Here is a 20,260-nt window from a genome sequence, read left to right on the forward strand (position 1 = left end):
TCCGCCCCGCTCATCAAAGAGATGGGCGATGGAGAACACATGCCACCAAGACAGTCTTTAATACATCAGCAAAATCTATGGAAAACATTTTTTGTTTTCTTATTGCCGCTCATTGCTACCAATATCTTGCAAAATTTATCTGGCACCATTAATACCATCTTTGTTGGACAAATGATGGGTGTCGATGCAATTGCCGCCGTCTCTGTATATTTCCCCATTTTGTTTTTACTACTTGCCTTTATTATTGGAGTTTCAACTGGTACTACTGTTTTAGTTGGACAGGCATGGGGCGCGCAGGATATAGAAAAAGTTCAAAGTGTGGTGGGTTCTACTCTTTTTATGACCATCATTGGGGGAGTCATTACCGCGATTATTGGGGCATTCTTCGCCCATGATATTTTAGAGCTTTTAGGTACTGACCCCAAGGTGATGCATCTTGCTTTACCTTATGTGCGATGGATGCTCGCAGGTAGTCCACTTTTATTTGTTTATATTATCTATACCTCAATTTTACGTGGTGTAGGTGACAGCACCACGCCCTTACTGGCACTGGCTTTAACCAGTGTAATCGGTGTGATTATTACCCCAATTTTGCTTAAAGGTTATTTTGGCTTCCCTACTCTAGGGATTATTGCACCCGCTATAGCATCAATTATTAGTTATATTGCGATTTTAATTTTTCTTGCGATTTATCTAAATAAGAAAAAGCACCCTCTTCGACCGAACCGCCAGCTTTTGCAGCATATCCGCCACAACCCAGAACTGAGCAAGATTATTTTACGTCTGGGTGTTCCCACTGGTATTCAAATGATTACCACCTCTATGGCGGGACTCGTGATTGTAGGTTTAGTTAACCGCTTTGGCGCTCATGCCACAGCTGCCTATGGTGCCGTCAACCAAGTACTCAATTATATACAGTTCCCTGCTTTGTCTATCTCAATTGCAGCTTCAATTTTTGCAGCTCAAGCAATTGGTGCAGGTAAGTCAGACTTACTCGCACGTGTCACCCGCACAGCTTTAGGCATGAACTTTTTATTCACAGGTGTGTTAATTGCACTTGGCTATCTATTTTCAAAATATTTGATGGCCTTATTCATTACCGACCCAACTGTGGTGGTATTAGGACAGCAGCTCTTATTTATTGTACTTTGGGCAATTTTATTTTTTGGTGCAGGTGCTATTTTTGCATCAATCATGCGAGCCAGCGGTACAGTTACCGTCCCAATGCTGTTAAATATCTCGGCTATTTTGTTAATTGAAATCCCATGCGCTTACTGGTTTAGCTCAATGTGGGGGCTTAAAGGAATCTGGATTGCTTATGCCTTGGCATTTGTGAGCCTTTGTATCGTTCAAGGCTTGTATTACCAGTTTATCTGGAAGAAAAAGAAGATCAAAGTTCTTATTTAAAACAGCTTAAGCCTTATTAAAAAAGCCATCAATTGATGGCTTTTTTAATTTAAATCTTATTTCATCCATTTGGTTACAACGGTTGAAGCACGTTGATATCCAGTTGGGAACAAACGCTGAAGTGCATCAAGAAATTTTGCATCACTACCAATCAATAAACGGCGTTTATTTTTCAAAACGGCATCTAGAATTTGACGAGCTGCTTCTTCTGGTGGGGTACGTAGGAATTTATCAAAGTTTTGAATAGATTTAGCTGGGTCCATACCCAAACTACTCAAACTGTCATTCATTTTTGCAGCTTTAGCAATATTGGTGCGAATGCCGCCAGGATGTACACATAGCGAACTTACGCCACATTTTTCAATGTCTAACTCTTGGCGTAACGATTCGGTAAATCCACGCACCGCAAATTTGGTTGCATTATAGCCAGACTGAGTTGGCTGAGCTGTTAAACCAAATAAGCTCGAAATGTTAATAATGTGCCCATCTTGAGTTTGCTTAATGAACGGTAAAAATTCTTTGGTACCGTAAACCACGCCCCAAAAATTAATTCCAACAATCCACTCTAAATCTTCGTAGCTTGCGCCTTCTACAGTTGAACCTAAAGCTACACCAGCATTGTTAAAAATGAGATTAACAGAACCATGATCTTGAACGGTTTCCTGTGCCCACTGCTTTACCGCTTCACGATCAGAAACATCCAACTTTTTAGTTGTTACAGTAATATTACTGTACGGTTTTAATAGCTCAACAGTTTTCTCTAAACCCTTTTCATTAATATCACTTAATGAAAGATGGCAGCCTTGTTTCGCCAACAGAATTGCTAATTGTTGCCCAATGCCAGAACCTGCACCTGTGATTGCAGCGACTTTGTTTTTAAAATTTTTCATTGTCCATCCTTTGTTTTTCGATTTGCACAACCGGTTCATTGCATGTGCACTTTAGACTCTTTTAATATAATTTTGACAATATTCATTGTCAATATAGTACACTGTAATTTCAGATAGATTGGCACAATTCTGCTGACAGCTTTATCATAAGCCTCATACTTGCTGAAAAACCGATAAATCAGGAAACCATTTATTTATGGCGACAAACGACTCAACCAATAAAAAGAAAACAAAAACTGCGGGTAAAGAACGCCAGTTCAAAGGATTATCTCTGTCTGAGCGCAAAGAGGCACGCCGCGAAAAACTCATTGAAGCCGGTATTGCGACTTATGGAACCCTTGGCTTTTTTTCAGTGACGGTAAAAGATGTCTGCCAAGAAGCAAAACTCACTGAACGTTATTTTTATGAATCATTTAAAAAGAGTGAGGATTTATTCCAAACTATCTTTTTAAAAATGATTGAAGAATTACAGCAAAACTTAATGCAAGCTGTGATTAAGGCTGCACCAGATCCAGAAAAAATGGTCGATGCAGGGTTAAGAGCGCTACTGACAACCTTAAAAGATGACCCAAGATTAGCTCGTATTGTCTATGTGGATGCCGTCTTGGTTCAGGAGTTACATAATCAGGCAACGATTCAAGAAACCCTTGCCCAGTTTGACCGTATGATTCAAGCGTTCGTTATGCTGACCATGCCGCAAATACAGCACAAGGAAAATGAACTCTCTTTAATTGCAACGGGCTTAAACGGATATGTGACTCAAATTGCGATTCGATGGGTCATGGGTGGCTTTGAGCAATCTCTTGAACAAGTTTTAACAGCCTGCCGTATCGTTTTCTTGTCTTTGTTGGCACAAGTTTCAAAATAATATTAAAGTTTTTTGACACTGCTTTAAGGCTAAAAACCTAGTAGGAAGCAAACTGTTAACATATTGAATGGCTTTAAGAAAATTTATGCATCCCTGTCATCATTCGGTCATGTGCTTGCCGTATTTTTGTCACAAATTATTGCTAAATTCGATTTTATAGACTTTTCTGCAATGAAATTGTCATAATTAATCTTTGTAATAAGCCTGTCATAACTACAAAACGGTTCACCGTTAAAATCTACAAGGTATTACGCTGTGAAAGATGACTATATTTTAATTGTCGATGATGAGCTTCCTATTCGTGAAATGATCCATACTTCTTTGGATATGGCAGGCTTTCAATGTTTACAGGCTGAAGATGCCAAACAGGCCCATCAAATTATCGTCGACCAACGTCCAGCACTTATCTTGCTTGATTGGATGTTACCTGGAGGCGTAAGTGGTGTTGATTTATGCCGCCGCTTAAAACGCGATGAAAACCTAGCAGAAATTCCAGTCATTATGCTGACTGCGCGCGGTGAGGAAGACCACAAAGTACAAGGTCTAGATGCCGGTGCAGACGATTATATGACTAAGCCATTTTCAACACGTGAACTGGTTTCTCGTATTAAAGCTGTTTTACGCCGTGCAAATGCGCTAAGCGGTGAAAAAACAATTGATGCCAATGGTTTAATTCTTGATCCTGTAAGCCAACGCGTAAGCTTTGGTAACAGCATTTTAGATATGGGACCAACAGAATATCGCTTGCTTGCATTTTTTATGACCCATCCAGAACGTGCATATACACGTGCCCAGTTGCTCGATCAGGTGTGGGGCGGTAATGTATACATCGAAGACCGTACCATCGATGTACATATCCGTCGTTTGCGTAAAGTGTTAGAACCTTTTGGTGTTGACCGATTTGTTCAAACCGTACGTGGTACAGGTTATCGTTTCTCTACACGTGCAGATTTAGCCGCAGGTTAACCAAAATTTATGTATGAACCCTACCCCGTCCCTGAACAGGTACGTGAACAAAAGCTTTCCCGTTACAGTAGTTTGTGGACGTTTGCTAAACAAGATTTACGACTTTTATTATTTTTCCTGATTATTGCAGGTTTAGTCGGTTTAGGGGTTGGGTATTTCTGGAGCTGTATTTTTATCGCCTTCGTGGTGTTTTTTGCGCTCCAGTTACGTTCTTTATATTTGGTGAATGACTGGATTGCCAACAATCCTTACGATGTTCCTCCCAACCTAAGTGGTATTTGGGGGGCATTATTATTTAATGTGTATCGTGCTCAGCGTCAGGAACGAATTGTTCAGGCCGAAATGGTTGGGCTAATTGACCGTGCCCAATCTTCTTTAGTTGCCCTAGCTGAGGCAGTTGTTTTAATTGATGATCAACATCAAATCGAATGGTGGAACCCAGCCGCAGAGCGTTTACTGGGAATTAGTCCACTTGACCGTGGTCGCAACTTATTAACTATTTTGCGTCAGCCTACTTTTATTGAATATTTTAACAATATTGATCAAGCGCCCGATGGGATTAAACTCCATTCTAATCTTGATGATGACCGTTATGTACAGGTTAAGCTCACACGGTTTGGTGGTGAAAGCCGCTTACTTGTCGCTTATGACGTGACTCGTATGCACAACCTTGAGCAAATGCGTAAAGACTTCGTCGACAATATTTCGCATGAGCTTCGCACCCCCTTAACTGTACTGAGCGGCTATATCGAAACATTTACCGATCAAGAAGATATTAGTCCACGCTGGAAACGTGCATTTGATCAAATGCAGTCACAAACTAAGCGTATGAATGCGTTAGTGAATGATTTACTGCTGTTATCAAATTTAGAAAATAATAAGAAAATTGCAAAAAATCAGATTATTGAAATGCCGAGTTTAATGAATCAACTGTTTGATGATGCTCAGGCCTACAATGCTGATTATGGACACACGCTCAATTTACATATTGATAGCCACTGTGACCTGATTGGTTCCGACATGGAAATTGCCAGCGCATTTAGTAACTTAATTACCAATGCCATTAAATACACACCCAAAGGTGGAACCATTACCATTGGCTGGCATGATGACGGTGAACATGCTTACTTTAGCGTACAAGATACCGGTATCGGGATTAACCCGAAACATTTACCGCGTCTGACCGAACGCTTTTATCGCGTAGATAGTGACCGTAGTCGCCAAACAGGTGGAACGGGTTTAGGTCTTGCGATTGTAAAACATGTACTGATGCAGCACGGTGCTTATTTAGATGTGCAATCTAAAGAAAATGAAGGGTCAACCTTTACCGCAGTTTTTCCAAAAGAAAGACTATATAACATGACCTAAAGTTGCCTTCTCACATATAAAAAGCCGACTCTTGAAAAGTTGGCTTTTTTGTCACATTTCAAACTATTTATTTAAAATTAGAGCAATAAGATTTAGTCTGATTTTTCTCTATAACATTTAAAAAGTTGGTGGCAAAAGTACTACTCTGACGCAGTGCATCGCGATGATCTCCACCATCAATTGTTTGATAAATAGTTGGCTTTTTTGATTTGCATAGCTGTTGGTAATAAGCATATGTCCCTCTCGGGTCAACCAAATGATCTTTAGAACCTTGTACGATCATTAATGGTACGGTAGGCACCATATTTTCAATGGACTGTTGCTTCAGATAAGTCAAAAGACGTCTTAAATCTGCATTAGCTTTAAATATACTAGAAGGAGATTTCTTCAAGTCAGATTGAAGTTCAGATAAACAGCGGCTACGTGCTTGCGTTAGCACAGTGTTCATTTCGGGACTAATTAAATTTTCAGGGACAATGCTTGGTTCTGCTGCTTGCGCTCCCAATAACACAATCGGGAAGAAAGCTGCCACGCTAGGTTCTGGGTTTGGATTAGTTTTTACATACTCTGCAATGCCTTCATATTGATAGCCACCTGGCGCAAGCGCAATCGCTCCTTTTAAATCTAATTCAGGTGCATCTTTTTGCCCATAAGCCGCCACGGCAATAGCAGCAGCTCCGCCTTGGCTATGGCCCATCACTAGCCATTGTTTATTAAAATCTTTTGGCTTAACTGCATGTAACGCTCGTACGGCATCTACCACCGTGTGCAGTTGGCTCTTGGCATTCATATAAGGATGTGCACCTAGCGTACCTAATCCCTGATAATCGGGTGCAACGACCGCATAGCCGCGTGCAAGCCAAGAATCTAAAGCTTTGGAAGCAACTTCTTGATAAGAATGAACAGGGCCACCTACATAGTCACCAGAAGGTGCACAGGTGTCAGCAACTCCAGTCGTGCCATGCGCCCAAGCCAGTATAGGCCAGCCATTTTTTGGAGGCGTTCCTTTTGGTAATAAAATAAATGCTGAAGCAACGATAGGTTCACCATTCACACCTCGACTACGATAATTGACCAGCAAACGTTGATCTGCATGAGGAAATAAACTCGTCACATCTTGTTGTTCGATGGACAGTATAGAACCCGGTTTTTCACTCACTATTTGCTTACTCAAATCTGTCATTGGAGTAGCCATAGCAGAACCGGATGCCAAACAAATACTGCTCAATAAAAATTTTAATAAAGAATTACTTTTTCTAATCAAGGGATTACTCCTCTACTTTCTAATCATCATTTCAAATTGAACTTATAAAGAATATGCCCCTATTGCATATAACGAACCCAACAAGAGGCAAATGAAAGAACTCACATACCAAAATAGATCACTATTTCCACTAAATCTAGCCTTTAACCATGGAAATGCCAAACCACGCAAAATAAATGGAATGGCAACTAGAGAAATAATCATTTTTTCAAATGGTAAATTCATAAAACGAGTTGCTGCGCAAAAAGCATAGAAAGAGAAAATACAAAGAATAAAACCTACAGCTATAGCCATAAAATTTGGGTACCAATGCCCTTTTTCGACCATCTGAACAATACTTTTCCCAGCCCCTAAAAACCGAAAACCATTTGCTCCCCAAAACACACAAATAAAATGAAGTAACGCGGCCACAAAAGTCAAAACCGAAGCAAAATATAGGCTAATGATAGGAGTTTGGGACATTTTATTCTCTTAGTAAGTATTTATAATGAGTTGAAAATTTATTTACTGATAAACATTATATTTAAAAATAGAGTTAATTATAAAAATGTGAATAAAAAAAGAGAGCAGATGCTCTCTTTTTTTTATTATTTATGAGTTAAATCGTGTGGCCCATACGTTCGCCCATGACAACAACTGACTCGGCTTTAAAACGTTTTTCCCACTGGATTTTATCTTTTTCAAATAAAATAATAGCAGTAGAACCTAAATAAAAACGACCAAGCTCCGCACCTTTCTCTAGCTTCAACTGATGATGCTGTAATTCGATACGACCCGATGGTTTTACTTTACCTGTTGCCACAGTTTCAATACCTGCAACAATCATAGCGCCGACTAAAACAACAGCCATACGACCAAGTTCAGTATCAAATAAGCAAACCATACGCTCATTACGGGCAAATAAACCCGGTACATTTTCAGCAGTCACCTGATTTACTGAAAATAACTCACCCGGTACATATAAAGTTTCAGTTAATGTGCCTGAAAATGGCATATGAACACGGTGATAATCGCGTGGAGACAAATAAACCGTTGCAAACTCGCCTTCTTGAAAAGGTTGAGCAAGTTGTGGGTCACCAATTAATTTTTCTACAGAGAAGCTTTGGCCTTTTGCTTGAAATACCTCACCCGCAGTGATTTTACCAATTTGTGAAATAGCGCCATCTGCTGGTGAAACAATACTATCTGGGTTTTCATCAACCAGTCGTACGCCATCTTTCAATGCCCGAGTAAAGAAATCATTAAAAGATTTATATTTGAGTGCATTGCCTTGCTCTGCAATCGATAAATCAATGCCATACTTGGTTTTAAATGCATGAATAACAGCAGCTTTTAAAATTGGATTTTCACTTGCAGCAACTTTACCCACTACACGACTTAACTGATGCTGAGGAACAAGATTTTGTGCCTTAATAAATAATTCTTTTTTTAAGCGAGATGTAAAACTCAAGACGGCGATTCTCCAGTAATGATAGGACTATCGAGGCGATTGCCCCATTCACTCCACGCACCATCATAGGCTTTTGCTTCCCAACCCAAAAGTCTAGCCAAAATATAGGCCAAACCAGAACGGTGATGTGACTGGCAGTATACGACTACAGGTTGTTTTAAATCGAACCCAAGTTGTTCAAGACGCTGCCGCGTGCGTTCAAGCGGATGCAATTTTAGATGATTTTGTCGATTAAGTGCAGTACTCCATTCAAAATGGAGTGCATTTGGGATGTGACCACCGCGTCGCGCTGCTAAACGAACACCGCTGTACTCATCAATCGTTCTGCAATCCCACAATTGAATGCTTTCTTGTTCAACCTGTTTACGTAACTCTTCATAGTTCACTCGGAACTGTGCAGCATGTGATAAATCAATCTGGATTAAATCATCAACTCGAGGCAGTTCTTCAACCTCAGCTGTAGTCGGTAAACCTGCCCCAAGCCATGCATGAATACCGCCATTAATTAAACTCGTACGGGTAAAACCTAAGCAATGGAGATTCCAGATTAAACGCCCTGCCCATGCCCCACCTTCATCATCATAGACCACCACATGGTGATTTGGTGAAATATTCAATTTTTCAATTAGCGCTTGTAAACCTGCTTCATCCGGTAAAACACCTGTTGCTTCTTCATGTTGAGCAACTAACCATTTAGGCTGTAAGTGAATAGCATGCGGAACATGGAGTTGCTCATAAACTGATGCACGGCTCAAATCAACAATACGGATATATTCATTGCCTAAATAAGGCACTAACTCTTCTGCTTCTATTAATAAATCGAGTTTAAAATCAGGGAGTGTCATCGTCATGGTTACTTTTTATACCAGCTTAATTTCATCTTAGCATAAGCTTATATCTATCAAACTCTGATTTTCTGCTAGTGTTTAGCAGAAAATCAGATATTAAAATTCTCAAGTCTTAAGTGGCTGCCAAGCGCTTAAGCTCTATTGTAATTAAATTGCTTCATCCAGCTCTTCGATTTGGAAAACCTGACGCAAATAGGCCAAGAATGTATCGTTATCAGTCATAGTTTTGCCAGGGCTATCCGAAATTTTAGCAACAGACTGGCCATTACACTCAACCAGTTTCAATACAATATTGAGCGGTGTTTGGCCCATGTCATTGGTCAAATTAGTACCAATACCGAAACTCACCTGAAAACGGTCTTTGAAATATTGGTGTAGTTCCCAAGCCTTTGGCAAATTAAGGCCATCACTAAAGGTCAACATTTTGGTTTTGGTATCAATTTTTAATTTACGATAGTGTGCATACGCTTTATCACCCCACTCGTACGGATCACCACTGTCATGACGTAAGCCATCAAATAGTTTGGCAAAATACAAGTCAAAATCTCTGAGGAAAGCGTCCATACCAACAACGTCAGTTAAAGCAATTCCTAAGTCTCCGCGATATTCTTGAACCCACGTTTCTAAAGCAGCTTTTTGAAAGTCACGTAAGCGAACATCAAGCGCCTGAAAAGCTTGTAAGAATTCGTGGGCCATGGTTCCAATTGGCGTAATATTTAACTCTTTGGCAAGCAAGACGTTACTTGTACCACGGAACACATTTGGCACAGTGTTATGAAATGCAGCAACTACATGTTTTTGCCATTCAAAACTATACCGACGGCGTGTACCAAAATCAGAAACTAAAAATGGAGGATCATTCGGTTGTTGAGCTTTTTCGTACTGCTGAATCAATTCAAGCTTTGCTTGTAAACGTCGTTCGCCTTCCGCCCAAACTTCGTCTGTTTTAATGCGGCTAAAATATAATTCATTTACAATCGCTAGGACAAAAATCTCGAACATCATGGCCTGAACCATTGGCCCTTCAATCCGAATATCTAGTCGACCTTCATTATCAATACTGGCCTGAATAAAACGTCGTTTAAGTTGGAATAATTCTAAATAATCGACAAAGTCGCTTTTAATAAAGCGTAATTTTCTTAAATATTGTAGTTCGTCTTCTTTATATTTGAGATTACATAAATGGTCGAGTTGCTCGTTTAAGTCATCCAAAATATCCACTAATGGATAAACAGTATCTTCTAAATTTCTGCAACGAAAATGGTAGACACTATGTGTTTGCGGGAATTTATGCAAAACCACTTGTAGCATCGTAAATTTGTACAAGTCTGTATCAAGTAAAGAATGGATAATTGGAGACATAGTCAATGATTATTCGCTTGCTTCTTAGCATTAAAGCATATTTTTATAGATGAATTATGAGCTTTTATACCATTGTTGCAACTCCATGAAATTTCCTTTTAAAAATCATTTAAATTAATTTCTGCTAAACTGCATCAATTCAGATAATTGCAGAAACTCTCTCTAACAATGCGCGCTTTAATACAACGAGTTCTTGAAGCTAAAGTGGTGGTAGGCGGTGAAACGACCGGTGAAATCCAAAATGGCTTATTGGTTTTTTTAGGAATTGGCCGAGACGATACTTTAGCCATAGGTCAGAAGCTTATCGATAAGATTTTGAAATATCGTATTTTTGATGATGAGCAAGGCAAAATGGGCTGGAATGTATCAAAAGCAAATGGCGGAGTCCTACTTGTTTCTCAGTTCACGCTCATGGCACAAACCCAAAAAGGCTTACGTCCAGACTTTGGTCCAGCCATGCCACCGAGCGACGCAAAAGCACTTTATGAACAGTTGGTTGAATATACCCGTTCACAGTTTGAAAATGTTCAAACAGGTATTTTTGCTGCTGATATGAAAGTACACCTCATTAATGATGGACCAGTTACTTTCAATTTAGAAGTTGAAGCATAGATATAAAAAAACTCCCGATCGGGAGTTTTTTTTAAGTCCTAACGACCAGTCTTTTCTTTAATAAAGGCACGCGCCTGACGTACTTTATCTTTTACTGGTTTAGGTAATTTTGGTGGAATCAATTTAGCTGCCTGGTTAAACCAAACAAGTAGGCTGAAATCGCCTTCCATTTTGATACTACCCTCTTGCATACCCGTCATGAATGCAGTTGGGTCGCCTTTGAGTAAGGTTTTTACACCTTGTTCACTATCTGCAAACTGCAAAATAAAGTCAGCTTTTTCAGGTGAGCCAGCGACTGTATCGATATGGCCATGATTAATAATAATTTGGCGAGCCACACCTAAATCAGTACCAATTTGAATGCGGAATGCGCGGTCATGCACTAGCTCAATAAACTTAGGACTTGTACGTGCCAACTGTTTCATACGCAGTGCCAAACCTGCTACCAATAAATCTAACGGGTCTGTACTGACATCAACAAGTGGTAACTTGACTACAGGTATAGAAGAAAGTTTCATGAACATTCACGCCTATTGTATTTTTATGAAAACCTTGGGGCAAAACTCAGCAAGGGCTCCCCATTGCCTGTTTTGTGCATCGACTGATGATATTCTAATTGGCAACGCAATCTATATATGAAACGTCAACAGACCAGCCTATCGTAGCATAACTGGCTATTTTTTAATAAATGCTTTGTATAATAAAAATCATGTTTTCGTAAATAAAAAAGGCATGCTGTGCATACCTTTTTACCGTTAGATAACAATTTAATTATCGGCTAGAACATTGCTGCTGATCATCTTCATATACTGGCGTATGTTCTATATATTGGCGATTTGCCAAAGCCTTCTGTGCCTGTTTATCCTCACGTAATAAAATAAATGTGACCATTACCATCGCTAGACTTAGTGCAGTTAAATAACTATATGTGACTGGCATTTCAAAAGTGACTTGAACTCCAAAACGGACCACTTCCAATAGCCCCCAAAAAAACATCCCTGCAAGCATAAAACCAAGCCAACGACGGTAAGGAGAAAAGAACACAGCAACAAGCGCGACAGCAATTAAGCTGAGTCCGGCGATAGCGGCAAAATTCGCTGTTACCATAGAAACCTCCGTCTTAATGAAAACGTCTAAAAACATTCGGTCTGAACACCAGACCTCATTCCAAAAACAACTTTAATTCATGATTTGTGTTGAAGCTTAGAAAGCATTATGGATGTTTTTTTTTAGAAAAAAAGACCTGTTATTTGTCGAAGCGACATACTTTGTCGCAACATTCTTTTGTCATTACATTTTTGCAAATTTAAAAAAGTTCTACTTCCTATATGGCGTCAATTCTGGCGTGTCATTACAAAAAACTATGCTGTTTTTTTGCCTCAAAATAAGTTTTTTTCAGTTTTTTTTATTGCCTTTTTTCTGTGCACAATTCTGTCATAACTTGCTTGTTTTTATGACTATTCTGCATAAAAAAAGCGCTACTCTTGAGCAGCGCTTAATGATTGTTCAGTATTATTTAAGCACGGTTTAAATCTTTGTCATGCATACCGAGTAAATACAGCACACCATCTAAACCAACGCTTGAAATCGCCTGATTCGCATTTTGGCGAACAAGCGGTTTAGCACGATATGCTACGCCAAGTCCTGCAATCGCAAGCATCGGTAAATCATTTGCGCCATCACCGACAGCCATTGCCTGCTCTAATGAAATATCGAGTTTGTTGGCAAGCTCACGCAGCAACTCTGCTTTACGGGCACCATCAACAATTACACCTTTTACTTCACCAGTTACAACGCCATCTTGTACGTCTAAAATGTTGGCATGAACTTCATCAATACCAAGTTTGCCTTGTAAATATTCAGCAAAATATTGGAAACCGCCTGATAAAATAGCCGTTTTATATCCAAGTGCTTTTAATGTTGAAATGAGACGTTCTGCACCTTCGGTAATGGTTAAACGCTCAGCAATTTTAGGTAAAACAGCAGCATCAAGCCCTTTTAACAATGCAACACGGGCACGGAAGCTTTGTTGGAAATCAAGTTCGCCTTGCATTGCTCTTTCAGTAATTTCAGCAACTTGTGCGCCTACCCCTGCTTCAATCGCCAATTCATCAATCACTTCTTGCTCAATTAAGGTTGAGTCCATATCGAAGCACACTAAACGGCGGTTACGTCGATATGCGTTGTCTTCTTGAACAGCAACATCAATATTTAATTCGCTTGAAAGAAGTAAACAAGCAGCACGCATGGCTTGTGCATCTAAAGTTGGACCACTGCTTAAACCAAACTGTACGCAAGCACGACGAGGCAATGTACTATCTTTTTCAAGGTCTACACGGCCAGATAAACGCGTTATCGTTTCGATGTTAAAGCCTTGCGTAGACACAATTTGTGTAACTGCTTGTAAATGTGCAGCAGTCAGTTCTGGCGCCAAAGCCGTGACGATATAACGGGTTCGTCCACCTTCGCTTACCCATTGATCGTATTCTGCGCCCGAGATTGGTTTAAAGCGCACTGTTAAGCCAATATCATGTGCTAAAATCAAAATCTCTTTCATTGCCAACGCTGTCGCAGTTTCATTATCTGAAGCGACCACGATGCCCAATGTCAGTTGATTATGAATAACGGCCTGACCTACATCCAGTATTTGCAATGAATGTACGGATAGTACTTGCATTAATCGGGTAAACTGGTTTGGTTGGTCCGGTCCTAAAAAGGATATAAGAATGATTTCTCGCATGAATTGACTCTAGTCTGAGTGACAACTATTGTAAGAATCATAATCGAATTTCAATATAATTGCCTTGGAAGTTTAACTTGATTGCGCCTAGACAAGGGCTATTTGCTAGCCTACTGATCATTAGTTTTGCATTGCATACCTTTTTATTGGTGATTGCAACGACACACCAGCTCAATGAAAACCGTGCGAGTCAAGGTCAGCTCATGACCAGTCAACTCGTAGCAGACAGCTTATCTGAGCTTGAACCTGCCAATACGGTATCTTTGGCGCTTATTGCCAATCGCTATGCGACCAATCCAAGTGTGGCATCTATCCGTATTCTTGATGCCAATAAACAAGTTTTGGCAACAAGCGGCATGTCAAAAACTCGCGAAGGTGAAATTTTTGTTCGTGATGCTCTTCAAAACGAGAAGAAAGTCGGTTCTATTGAAATTACGCTTATTCAACCAAGTATTGGGGAAATTCTTCGTACCCAATGGCTTGCGATTTTAGCTTCACTGTTCCTACATGTTTTATTATGGCTTGCTTACCGTGCTATCGCTCGTCCAACCCGTAGCGAATACTTAGCCCGTATTAACGAAGAAAATCGTTTAAAACATGAGATTCAAGAGTTAACTCAAGCACTCGCACTAGAAAAGCAAAATACAGTGACCTTGGTCGCACAAGCTCAGCAACAAGCTAAAGCTAAACCACTGGTCCGTACACAACCAGAAAAGAGCGCTGAGTCTCCAGATCAAGATACCTTGGCACTTAATATTCAGTTTTATGACCCAAAACAGTTATTAAGTAGCGTTAACCAGTCTGTTTCTGTTCCTTATTTTAAACTTTGTCAGCTCTTCTTAAATAAAAGTATCGAGCTATGCACAAAGCATTATCATTTAAAGTCTACAGATATTGAGGTAGTAGATGAGTTTCATGCAGAAGGCGCAACACTCGCAATCTCAACTTCACATGCACACGCTGTAGAGTGCCTACTTATGGTAGGTACAGTGTTCCAATTACTATCAGACGTTTTATATAAGCGTTACCGTGAAGATAAACGCTTTGCACTGCAAACCCGTAGTGCAGTGTGTCATGCTGTAGAAGCAATGCAAATTGATGCCAAAGAAGCTGCTCAGCGTTTAGCACAACATCTTCACGCGAAAGAGTCTGCACTTTATCTTGATAATGATCAGCTTAAAGCGATTCAAGACAGCTATCAGCTTGTTGCTATGCCAAACCCAAGTAATGTTATGACTCGCCATGCATTTATGATTAACGGCATGAATGCTGAATGTGCAGAGCTTGCGCAAAATATTCGAACTGAAATTTTGATGGGCAAAAAATCAATTCCACAAAATGATAGCCCAAGTAGTGCAGCTTCTTAAAAGTCTTTGTGCGCATTTAAACCTAGCCTTTTGGCTAGGTTTTTTTTATTTAAATTCATGGTATTTAGTTTAAATAATTTTATTCTCTTATGATTTATTCAGATAAATAAATCCAGATCTATTATGTCTCGTTATAAATTTGGATAAATCAGAATCATAGGCAAAATTCTATAAACAGCGTAAACTATGCGAAATTTATTCAATAGAAATTGTCTTACGACAAAAAAAGGTGAAAGCGAATGCCGCTGAGTCGTGTTGAAGATCTTGTCGCCGATATTCGTGCAGGCAAAATGGTTATTTTGATGGATGACGAAGATCGCGAAAATGAAGGTGATCTTGTCATGGCAGCAACGCATGTTCGTCCTGAAGATATTAACTTCATGATTACACATGCACGTGGTCTAGTTTGCCTAACGTTAAGCCGTGAGCGCTGTAAACAGTTAAATCTTCCTTTGATGGTTGATCAAAATGGCGCTCAGCATAGTACAAACTTTACGTTATCGATCGAAGCAGCTGAAGGTATTACAACGGGTATTTCAGCAGCAGAGCGTGCACATACAATTCAAACGGCTGTTGCAGCGCATGCAAAACCAAGCGATATCGTACAACCGGGCCACATTTTCCCACTCATGGCTCAGCCAGGTGGTGTATTACACCGCGCAGGTCATACCGAAGCAGGCTGTGATTTAACACGTCTAGCGGGCTTTGAACCTGCATCTGTCATTTGTGAAATCATCAATGAAGATGGCACAATGGCACGCCGTGCAGATTTAGAAATTTTTGCCGAGAAGCATGGCCTAAAAATTGGTACAATTGCCGACTTAATTCACTACCGTATGACGAATGAGCAAACTGTAGAACGTCTGGATCAAAAAACGATTCAAACAGAATACGGATCATTTGAGCTCTATCGCTATCGCGAGATCGGTAACCCGGACATTCATTTGGCTTTAGTTAAAGGCGAGCCAAAAGAAGGTGTTACAACGGTACGTGTACACGGTTTCAGCCCAATTCGTGATTTGCTTAAGCTGAATAAGGCTGACGGCGAACCTGCTTGGAATCTTGACCGTGCACTACAGACAATCGCAGCAAGTGACCGCGGCGTTTTAGTCTGGATCGGACAAGATCATTTGCAAGACTTGGGACCAGCGTTGGATGATTTAAACAAGCCAAAACCGGTGAAATCCAATGCAGCACTTTCACATCAATATCAAACGATTGGTGTAGGTGCTCAAATTTTGCGTGATTTAGGTGTTGAAAAAATGAAGCTTCTGAGCTCACCATTACGTTTCAATGCCTTATCTGGCTTTAATTTAGAAGTAGTGGAATATGTCACTGCTGATCAAATCACAACGAAATAATCGAGGTTGCTATGGCAATTCGCCGTATTGAAGGTTTATTACATCTCGCAAGCGAAGGTCGTTATGCGATTTTAGTGGGTCGTTTCAACAGCTTTGTTGTTGAACACTTATTGGAAGGCGCGATCGACACATTAAAACGTCACGGCGTAAATGAAGATAACATTACTGTTATTCACGCTCCTGGCGCTTGGGAACTCCCGATCGTTGCTAAAAAATTAGCTACATCAAACCAGTTTGACGCCATCATTGCTCTTGGTGCAGTGATTCGCGGTAGCACGCCTCACTTTGACTTTGTTGCGGGTGAATGTGCAAAAGGTTTAGGTGTAGTTGCGTTAGAAAGCAGCTTGCCTGTTATCAATGGTGTATTAACTACTGACAGCATCGAGCAAGCAATCGAACGCTCAGGTACAAAAGCAGGAAACAAAGGTAGCGAAGCTGCTTTAACTGCAATTGAAATGGTTAATTTATTAAAGGCAATTTAAAGCATGTCTCAAACACTGCAAGCCGCTTATGCAGCAAAACGCAAAGCACGTCGTTTTGCTGTACAAGGTATTTATGAATGGCAAATGAGTCACAACCCTGTACACGAAATTGAAGCACGTACCCGTGCTGAAAATGCAATGCACAAGGTCGACTTAAGCTATTATCACGAACTACTTACTCAAGTCATCGCTCAACACGAAGACCTTGATGCGTTACTTATTCCGGTACTTGACCGTGAAATTGACGCACTTGATGGTGTAGAGCTTGCGACTTTACGTTTAGGTGCTTACGAGTTACGTGATCATTTAGAAATTCCATACCGTGTGGTACTTGATGAAGCAATCGAACTCGCTAAACATTTTGGCGGAGCAGACAGTCATAAATACATCAATGGTGTATTAGACCGCCTAAGTTCGACACTGCGTAGCGCAGAAAAACAACAAGCAAACTAATAGGCTTGGTGTTCTATGGCTGAGTTTTCAATTATTGACCAGTACTTTAATCGGCAGTCAAACTCCGATGTCGCGCTTGGTATTGGTGATGACTCAGCCTTAATTACTCCCCCTCCAAATCAACAACTGGTGATCTGTGCAGATACACTTGTTGCTGGACGTCATTTCCCTCTTGAAACCTCACCTCATGCGATTGGCTGGAAAAGTGTTGCTGTAAATCTTTCAGATATTGCCGCAATGGGTGCCAAACCGCACAGTATCTTACTAGCAATCAGCTTGCCTCAAGTTGACCATGAGTGGCTTAAAGGGTTTAGTCAGGGAATCTATGACTGTTGTAATCAATTTGGTGTTGCCTTAATTGGTGGAGATACCACTCAAGGCCCACATCTCACCATTACCGTTACCGCAATGGGCTGGATTGAAACCGGAAAAGCCGTGTTACGTTCAGGCGCAAAAGTTGGTGATTATGTATGTGTGAGCGGACAGGTAGGTGATGCAGCCTACGGTTTACAGCACTTGGGCCATCCTCTACAGCAAAGACTCGACTATCCGACACCACGCTGTCAGCTTGGACAAGAGCTAAAAGGCCTTGCCTCTAGCATGATTGATGTGTCAGATGGCTTAGCGCAAGATTTAGGACATATTTTAAAAGCATCCAAGGTTGGAGCCCGACTCGTCTTGGAAAAATTACCTGTTGACCCTGTATTGCAACAATTAAAAGAACAACAACGTTGGCAGTATGCACTTGCAGGTGGTGATGACTACGAATTATGTTTTACAATAACACCGCAAAATTATGGAAAACTTTTGCAAAAACAACTGGACGTTAAGATTACAATGATCGGACAGATCGTTGAGCAAACAAAACTAACTTTTGAGCATTTGGGTTCAGATTACCCATTGCAAATTCATGGATACCAACACTTTGCATAAACCGCCGATTCATTTTAAGAACATGTCTTGGTTCAACCGCTGCATCGTTTTCTGTGGGGTTGGTTTTGGATCTGGTCTCGCTCCTAAAGCACCCGGTACTTTTGGTTCTGCTTTTGCCTTACTTTTCATTCCTATCTGGTTATCTCTCGGATTTACCTTAAGTTTAATCGCTATTCTCATCATGTCCTTGGTGGGAATTTATATTTGTGGTCAAACGGCAAAAGTCCTTGATGTTCATGATGATGGGCGAATTGTTTGGGATGAATTTGCAGGACAATCAATTACTCTTCTGCCTTTAATATTTTTTAATATAATGTCGTTACAATGGGCACTAATTGGTTTTTGCTTATTCCGCCTGTTTGATGTTTGGAAACCTTGGCCAATCCGTGTTGCCGACCAGAAAGTTGCTGGCGGTTTCGGAATTATGCTGGATGACATCATTGCAGGGCTTTGGGCGGCACTCTGTATCATCATATTTATTACTTTCTGGGGCGTAACGCCATTTAAGTAGGTTTACTCATGTCAACTACCGTCATTATCCTAGCTGCAGGCAAAGGAACGCGAATGCGTTCACAACTACCTAAAGTATTGCAACCTTTAGCTGGTCGCCCACTCCTAGGACATGTTATTAAGACAGCAAAACAACTATTAGCAAAAAATATCATTACCATTTATGGACATGGCGGCGATCACGTAAAACAGACGTTTGCACAAGAAAACATTCAATGGGTTGAACAAGCAGAACAATTAGGTACAGGTCATGCTGTACAAATGACTTTACCGGTACTTCCTAAAGACGGTATTTCATTAATTTTATACGGTGATGTTCCTTTAGTTCGTCAAACAACGCTAGAGCAACTTGTTGAAGTATCAAGTAAAACCGGTATTGGCATGATTACTTTACATGTCGATAACCCAACAGGTTATGGCCGTATTGTTCGCCAAGACGGAAAAATTCAAGCGATTGTTGAACATAAAGATGCAACTGATGCTCAGCGCCAAATTCAAGAAATCAACACAGGTATTTACTGTGTCAGCAATGCAAAACTTCATGAATGGTTGCCTAAGCTTTCTAATGAAAACGCGCAAGGCGAATACTATTTAACTGACATCGTTGCGATGGCAGTTGCAGATGGCTTAGAAATTGCCTCCATTCAACCAGAACTTGCTTTTGAAGTTGAAGGGGTTAATGACCGCTTACAACTTGCGGCACTTGAGCGCGATTTTCAGCAACAGCAAGCAAAAGAACTTATGCAACAAGGCGTAACTTTTGCCGACCCTGCTCGTTTCGATTTACGTGGTTCTGTGAAAGTTGGACACGATGTCCGTATTGACGTAAATGTCATTATTGAAGGTGACTGTGAACTCGGTGACTTTGTAGAAATCGGTGCTGGTTGTATTTTGAAAAATACAAAAATTGCAGCGGGAACTAAAGTTCAGCCTTATAGTGTTTTTGATGGTGCAATTGTTGGTGAAAACACCCAAATTGGTCCATTTGCACGCTTACGCCCAGGCGCTAAATTGGCAAACGAAGTACACATTGGTAACTTCGTTGAAGTCAAAAACACAACCATTGGTCTTGGAAGTAAAGCCAATCATTTCACCTACTTAGGTGATGCCGAGATCGGTGCTGACTCAAATATTGGGGCAGGTACAATTACCTGCAATTATGATGGTGCAAATAAACACAAAACCACTATTGGCGATGCAGTCTTTATCGGTTCTAATAGCTCGCTGGTTGCGCCTGTGACTATTGGAAATGGAGCAACAGTCGGTGCGGGTTCTGTGATTACGAAAGATGTGGCTGAACAAAGTCTCTCCTTTGAACGTGCTCAACAAATTTCTAAGGCAAATTATCAACGTCCCCAAAAGCGTGAAAAATAAGAGGA

21 protein-coding genes are annotated in these 20,260 nt (G+C 40.5%); 12 read left to right on the forward strand and 9 right to left on the reverse strand.

Features of this window, described 5'->3' with window-relative positions:
* The first annotated feature begins 39 nt into the window (after positions 1-39).
* Positions 40-1,407, forward strand: a complete 1,368-nt coding sequence (locus J576_RS08645) for an MATE family efflux transporter (RefSeq protein ID WP_002053737.1) — start codon at positions 40-42, stop codon at positions 1,405-1,407.
* A gap of 56 nt (positions 1,408-1,463) precedes the next feature.
* Here J576_RS08645 and J576_RS08650 read toward each other — a convergent pair whose 3' ends face one another.
* Positions 1,464-2,297, reverse strand: a complete 834-nt coding sequence (locus J576_RS08650; protein WP_002053911.1) for an SDR family NAD(P)-dependent oxidoreductase — start codon at positions 2,295-2,297, stop codon at positions 1,464-1,466.
* A 196-nt stretch (positions 2,298-2,493) separates the two neighbouring features.
* On the opposite strand from J576_RS08650, the gene J576_RS08655 reads away from it, so the two are divergent.
* The 3 genes from J576_RS08655 to phoR all read left to right on the forward strand — a co-directional run bounded on the left by J576_RS08655 (position 2,494) and on the right by phoR (position 5,499).
* A complete protein-coding gene (locus tag J576_RS08655; protein WP_002053829.1) occupies positions 2,494-3,165 on the forward strand; it encodes a TetR/AcrR family transcriptional regulator in 672 nt (223 codons plus the stop codon).
* A 255-nt stretch (positions 3,166-3,420) separates the two neighbouring features.
* Positions 3,421-4,131 (forward strand): phosphate regulon transcriptional regulator PhoB, encoded by a 711-nt coding sequence (gene phoB, locus J576_RS08660; RefSeq protein ID WP_000650776.1) that lies wholly within the window; start codon positions 3,421-3,423, stop codon positions 4,129-4,131.
* 9 nt (positions 4,132-4,140) lie between these two features.
* Positions 4,141-5,499, forward strand: coding sequence for a phosphate regulon sensor histidine kinase PhoR (phoR, locus tag J576_RS08665; RefSeq protein WP_002053999.1), 1,359 nt, complete (start codon positions 4,141-4,143; stop codon positions 5,497-5,499).
* Between the two features lie 67 nt (positions 5,500-5,566).
* Here the strand turns inward: phoR and J576_RS08670 are convergent, their stop codons facing one another.
* The 5 genes from J576_RS08670 to pncB all read right to left on the reverse strand — a co-directional run bounded on the left by J576_RS08670 (position 5,567) and on the right by pncB (position 10,423).
* Entirely contained in the window at positions 5,567-6,763 is a 1,197-nt protein-coding gene (locus J576_RS08670) for an alpha/beta fold hydrolase (RefSeq protein ID WP_002053931.1), read from the reverse strand.
* A gap of 42 nt (positions 6,764-6,805) precedes the next feature.
* A complete protein-coding gene (locus tag J576_RS08675) occupies positions 6,806-7,225 on the reverse strand; it encodes a hypothetical protein (RefSeq protein WP_002053721.1) in 420 nt (139 codons plus the stop codon).
* A gap of 136 nt (positions 7,226-7,361) precedes the next feature.
* Entirely contained in the window at positions 7,362-8,213 is an 852-nt protein-coding gene (asd, locus tag J576_RS08680) for an archaetidylserine decarboxylase (RefSeq protein ID WP_002053980.1), read from the reverse strand.
* Entirely contained in the window at positions 8,210-9,058 is an 849-nt protein-coding gene (locus J576_RS08685) for a sulfurtransferase (RefSeq protein WP_002053767.1), read from the reverse strand. The genes asd and J576_RS08685 overlap by 4 nt, the downstream gene beginning before the upstream one ends.
* A gap of 150 nt (positions 9,059-9,208) precedes the next feature.
* The gene (gene pncB / locus J576_RS08690) at positions 9,209-10,423 is read right to left on the reverse strand and encodes a nicotinate phosphoribosyltransferase (RefSeq protein WP_025468001.1); all 1,215 of its coding nucleotides are present in this window, start codon (positions 10,421-10,423) and stop codon (positions 9,209-9,211) included.
* A gap of 168 nt (positions 10,424-10,591) precedes the next feature.
* Between pncB and dtd the strand changes: the two genes are divergently transcribed.
* Complete coding sequence (gene dtd / locus J576_RS08695; protein WP_033855556.1) at positions 10,592-11,035, forward strand: D-aminoacyl-tRNA deacylase; 444 nt, start codon at positions 10,592-10,594, stop codon at positions 11,033-11,035.
* Between the two features lie 38 nt (positions 11,036-11,073).
* Here the strand turns inward: dtd and J576_RS08700 are convergent, their stop codons facing one another.
* From J576_RS08700 to serB, 3 genes are all read right to left on the reverse strand, one after another.
* Positions 11,074-11,553 carry a hypothetical protein gene (locus J576_RS08700; RefSeq protein ID WP_002053983.1) on the reverse strand — a complete coding sequence of 160 codons (480 nt, stop codon included), beginning with the start codon at positions 11,551-11,553 and terminating at the stop codon, positions 11,074-11,076.
* A 253-nt stretch (positions 11,554-11,806) separates the two neighbouring features.
* Complete coding sequence (aciT, locus tag J576_RS08705) at positions 11,807-12,142, reverse strand: ciprofloxacin tolerance protein AciT (protein WP_002054010.1); 336 nt, start codon at positions 12,140-12,142, stop codon at positions 11,807-11,809.
* Between the two features lie 409 nt (positions 12,143-12,551).
* A complete protein-coding gene (serB, locus tag J576_RS08715; protein ID WP_002053863.1) occupies positions 12,552-13,775 on the reverse strand; it encodes a phosphoserine phosphatase SerB in 1,224 nt (407 codons plus the stop codon).
* Positions 13,776-13,834: 59 nt separating this feature from the next.
* On the opposite strand from serB, the gene J576_RS08720 reads away from it, so the two are divergent.
* The 7 genes from J576_RS08720 (at position 13,835) to glmU (ending at position 20,255) form a co-directional block, all read left to right on the forward strand.
* On the forward strand, positions 13,835-15,142 hold the full coding sequence (locus J576_RS08720; protein ID WP_079378083.1) for a hypothetical protein: 1,308 nt from the start codon (positions 13,835-13,837) through the stop codon (positions 15,140-15,142).
* Positions 15,143-15,381: 239 nt separating this feature from the next.
* Positions 15,382-16,503 (forward strand): bifunctional 3,4-dihydroxy-2-butanone-4-phosphate synthase/GTP cyclohydrolase II, encoded by a 1,122-nt coding sequence (gene ribBA / locus J576_RS08725; protein ID WP_002053756.1) that lies wholly within the window; start codon positions 15,382-15,384, stop codon positions 16,501-16,503.
* Between the two features lie 11 nt (positions 16,504-16,514).
* Positions 16,515-16,985, forward strand: a complete 471-nt coding sequence (gene ribH, locus J576_RS08730; protein WP_001007829.1) for a 6,7-dimethyl-8-ribityllumazine synthase — start codon at positions 16,515-16,517, stop codon at positions 16,983-16,985.
* Between the two features lie 3 nt (positions 16,986-16,988).
* Positions 16,989-17,438 carry a transcription antitermination factor NusB gene (gene nusB / locus J576_RS08735; RefSeq protein WP_002053850.1) on the forward strand — a complete coding sequence of 150 codons (450 nt, stop codon included), beginning with the start codon at positions 16,989-16,991 and terminating at the stop codon, positions 17,436-17,438.
* Between the two features lie 15 nt (positions 17,439-17,453).
* Entirely contained in the window at positions 17,454-18,371 is a 918-nt protein-coding gene (gene thiL / locus J576_RS08740; protein WP_002053940.1) for a thiamine-phosphate kinase, read from the forward strand.
* On the forward strand, positions 18,349-18,882 hold the full coding sequence (locus tag J576_RS08745; protein ID WP_004711405.1) for a phosphatidylglycerophosphatase A family protein: 534 nt from the start codon (positions 18,349-18,351) through the stop codon (positions 18,880-18,882). Before thiL ends, J576_RS08745 begins: the two co-directional genes overlap by 23 nt.
* Before the next feature lie 8 nt (positions 18,883-18,890).
* Positions 18,891-20,255 (forward strand): bifunctional UDP-N-acetylglucosamine diphosphorylase/glucosamine-1-phosphate N-acetyltransferase GlmU, encoded by a 1,365-nt coding sequence (gene glmU, locus J576_RS08750; RefSeq protein WP_004884978.1) that lies wholly within the window; start codon positions 18,891-18,893, stop codon positions 20,253-20,255.
* The last annotated feature ends 5 nt before the right edge of the window (positions 20,256-20,260 follow it).

This window comes from Acinetobacter sp. 766875, assembly GCF_000582055.1.
Taxonomy (GTDB): Bacteria; Pseudomonadota; Gammaproteobacteria; order Pseudomonadales; family Moraxellaceae; genus Acinetobacter; species Acinetobacter nosocomialis.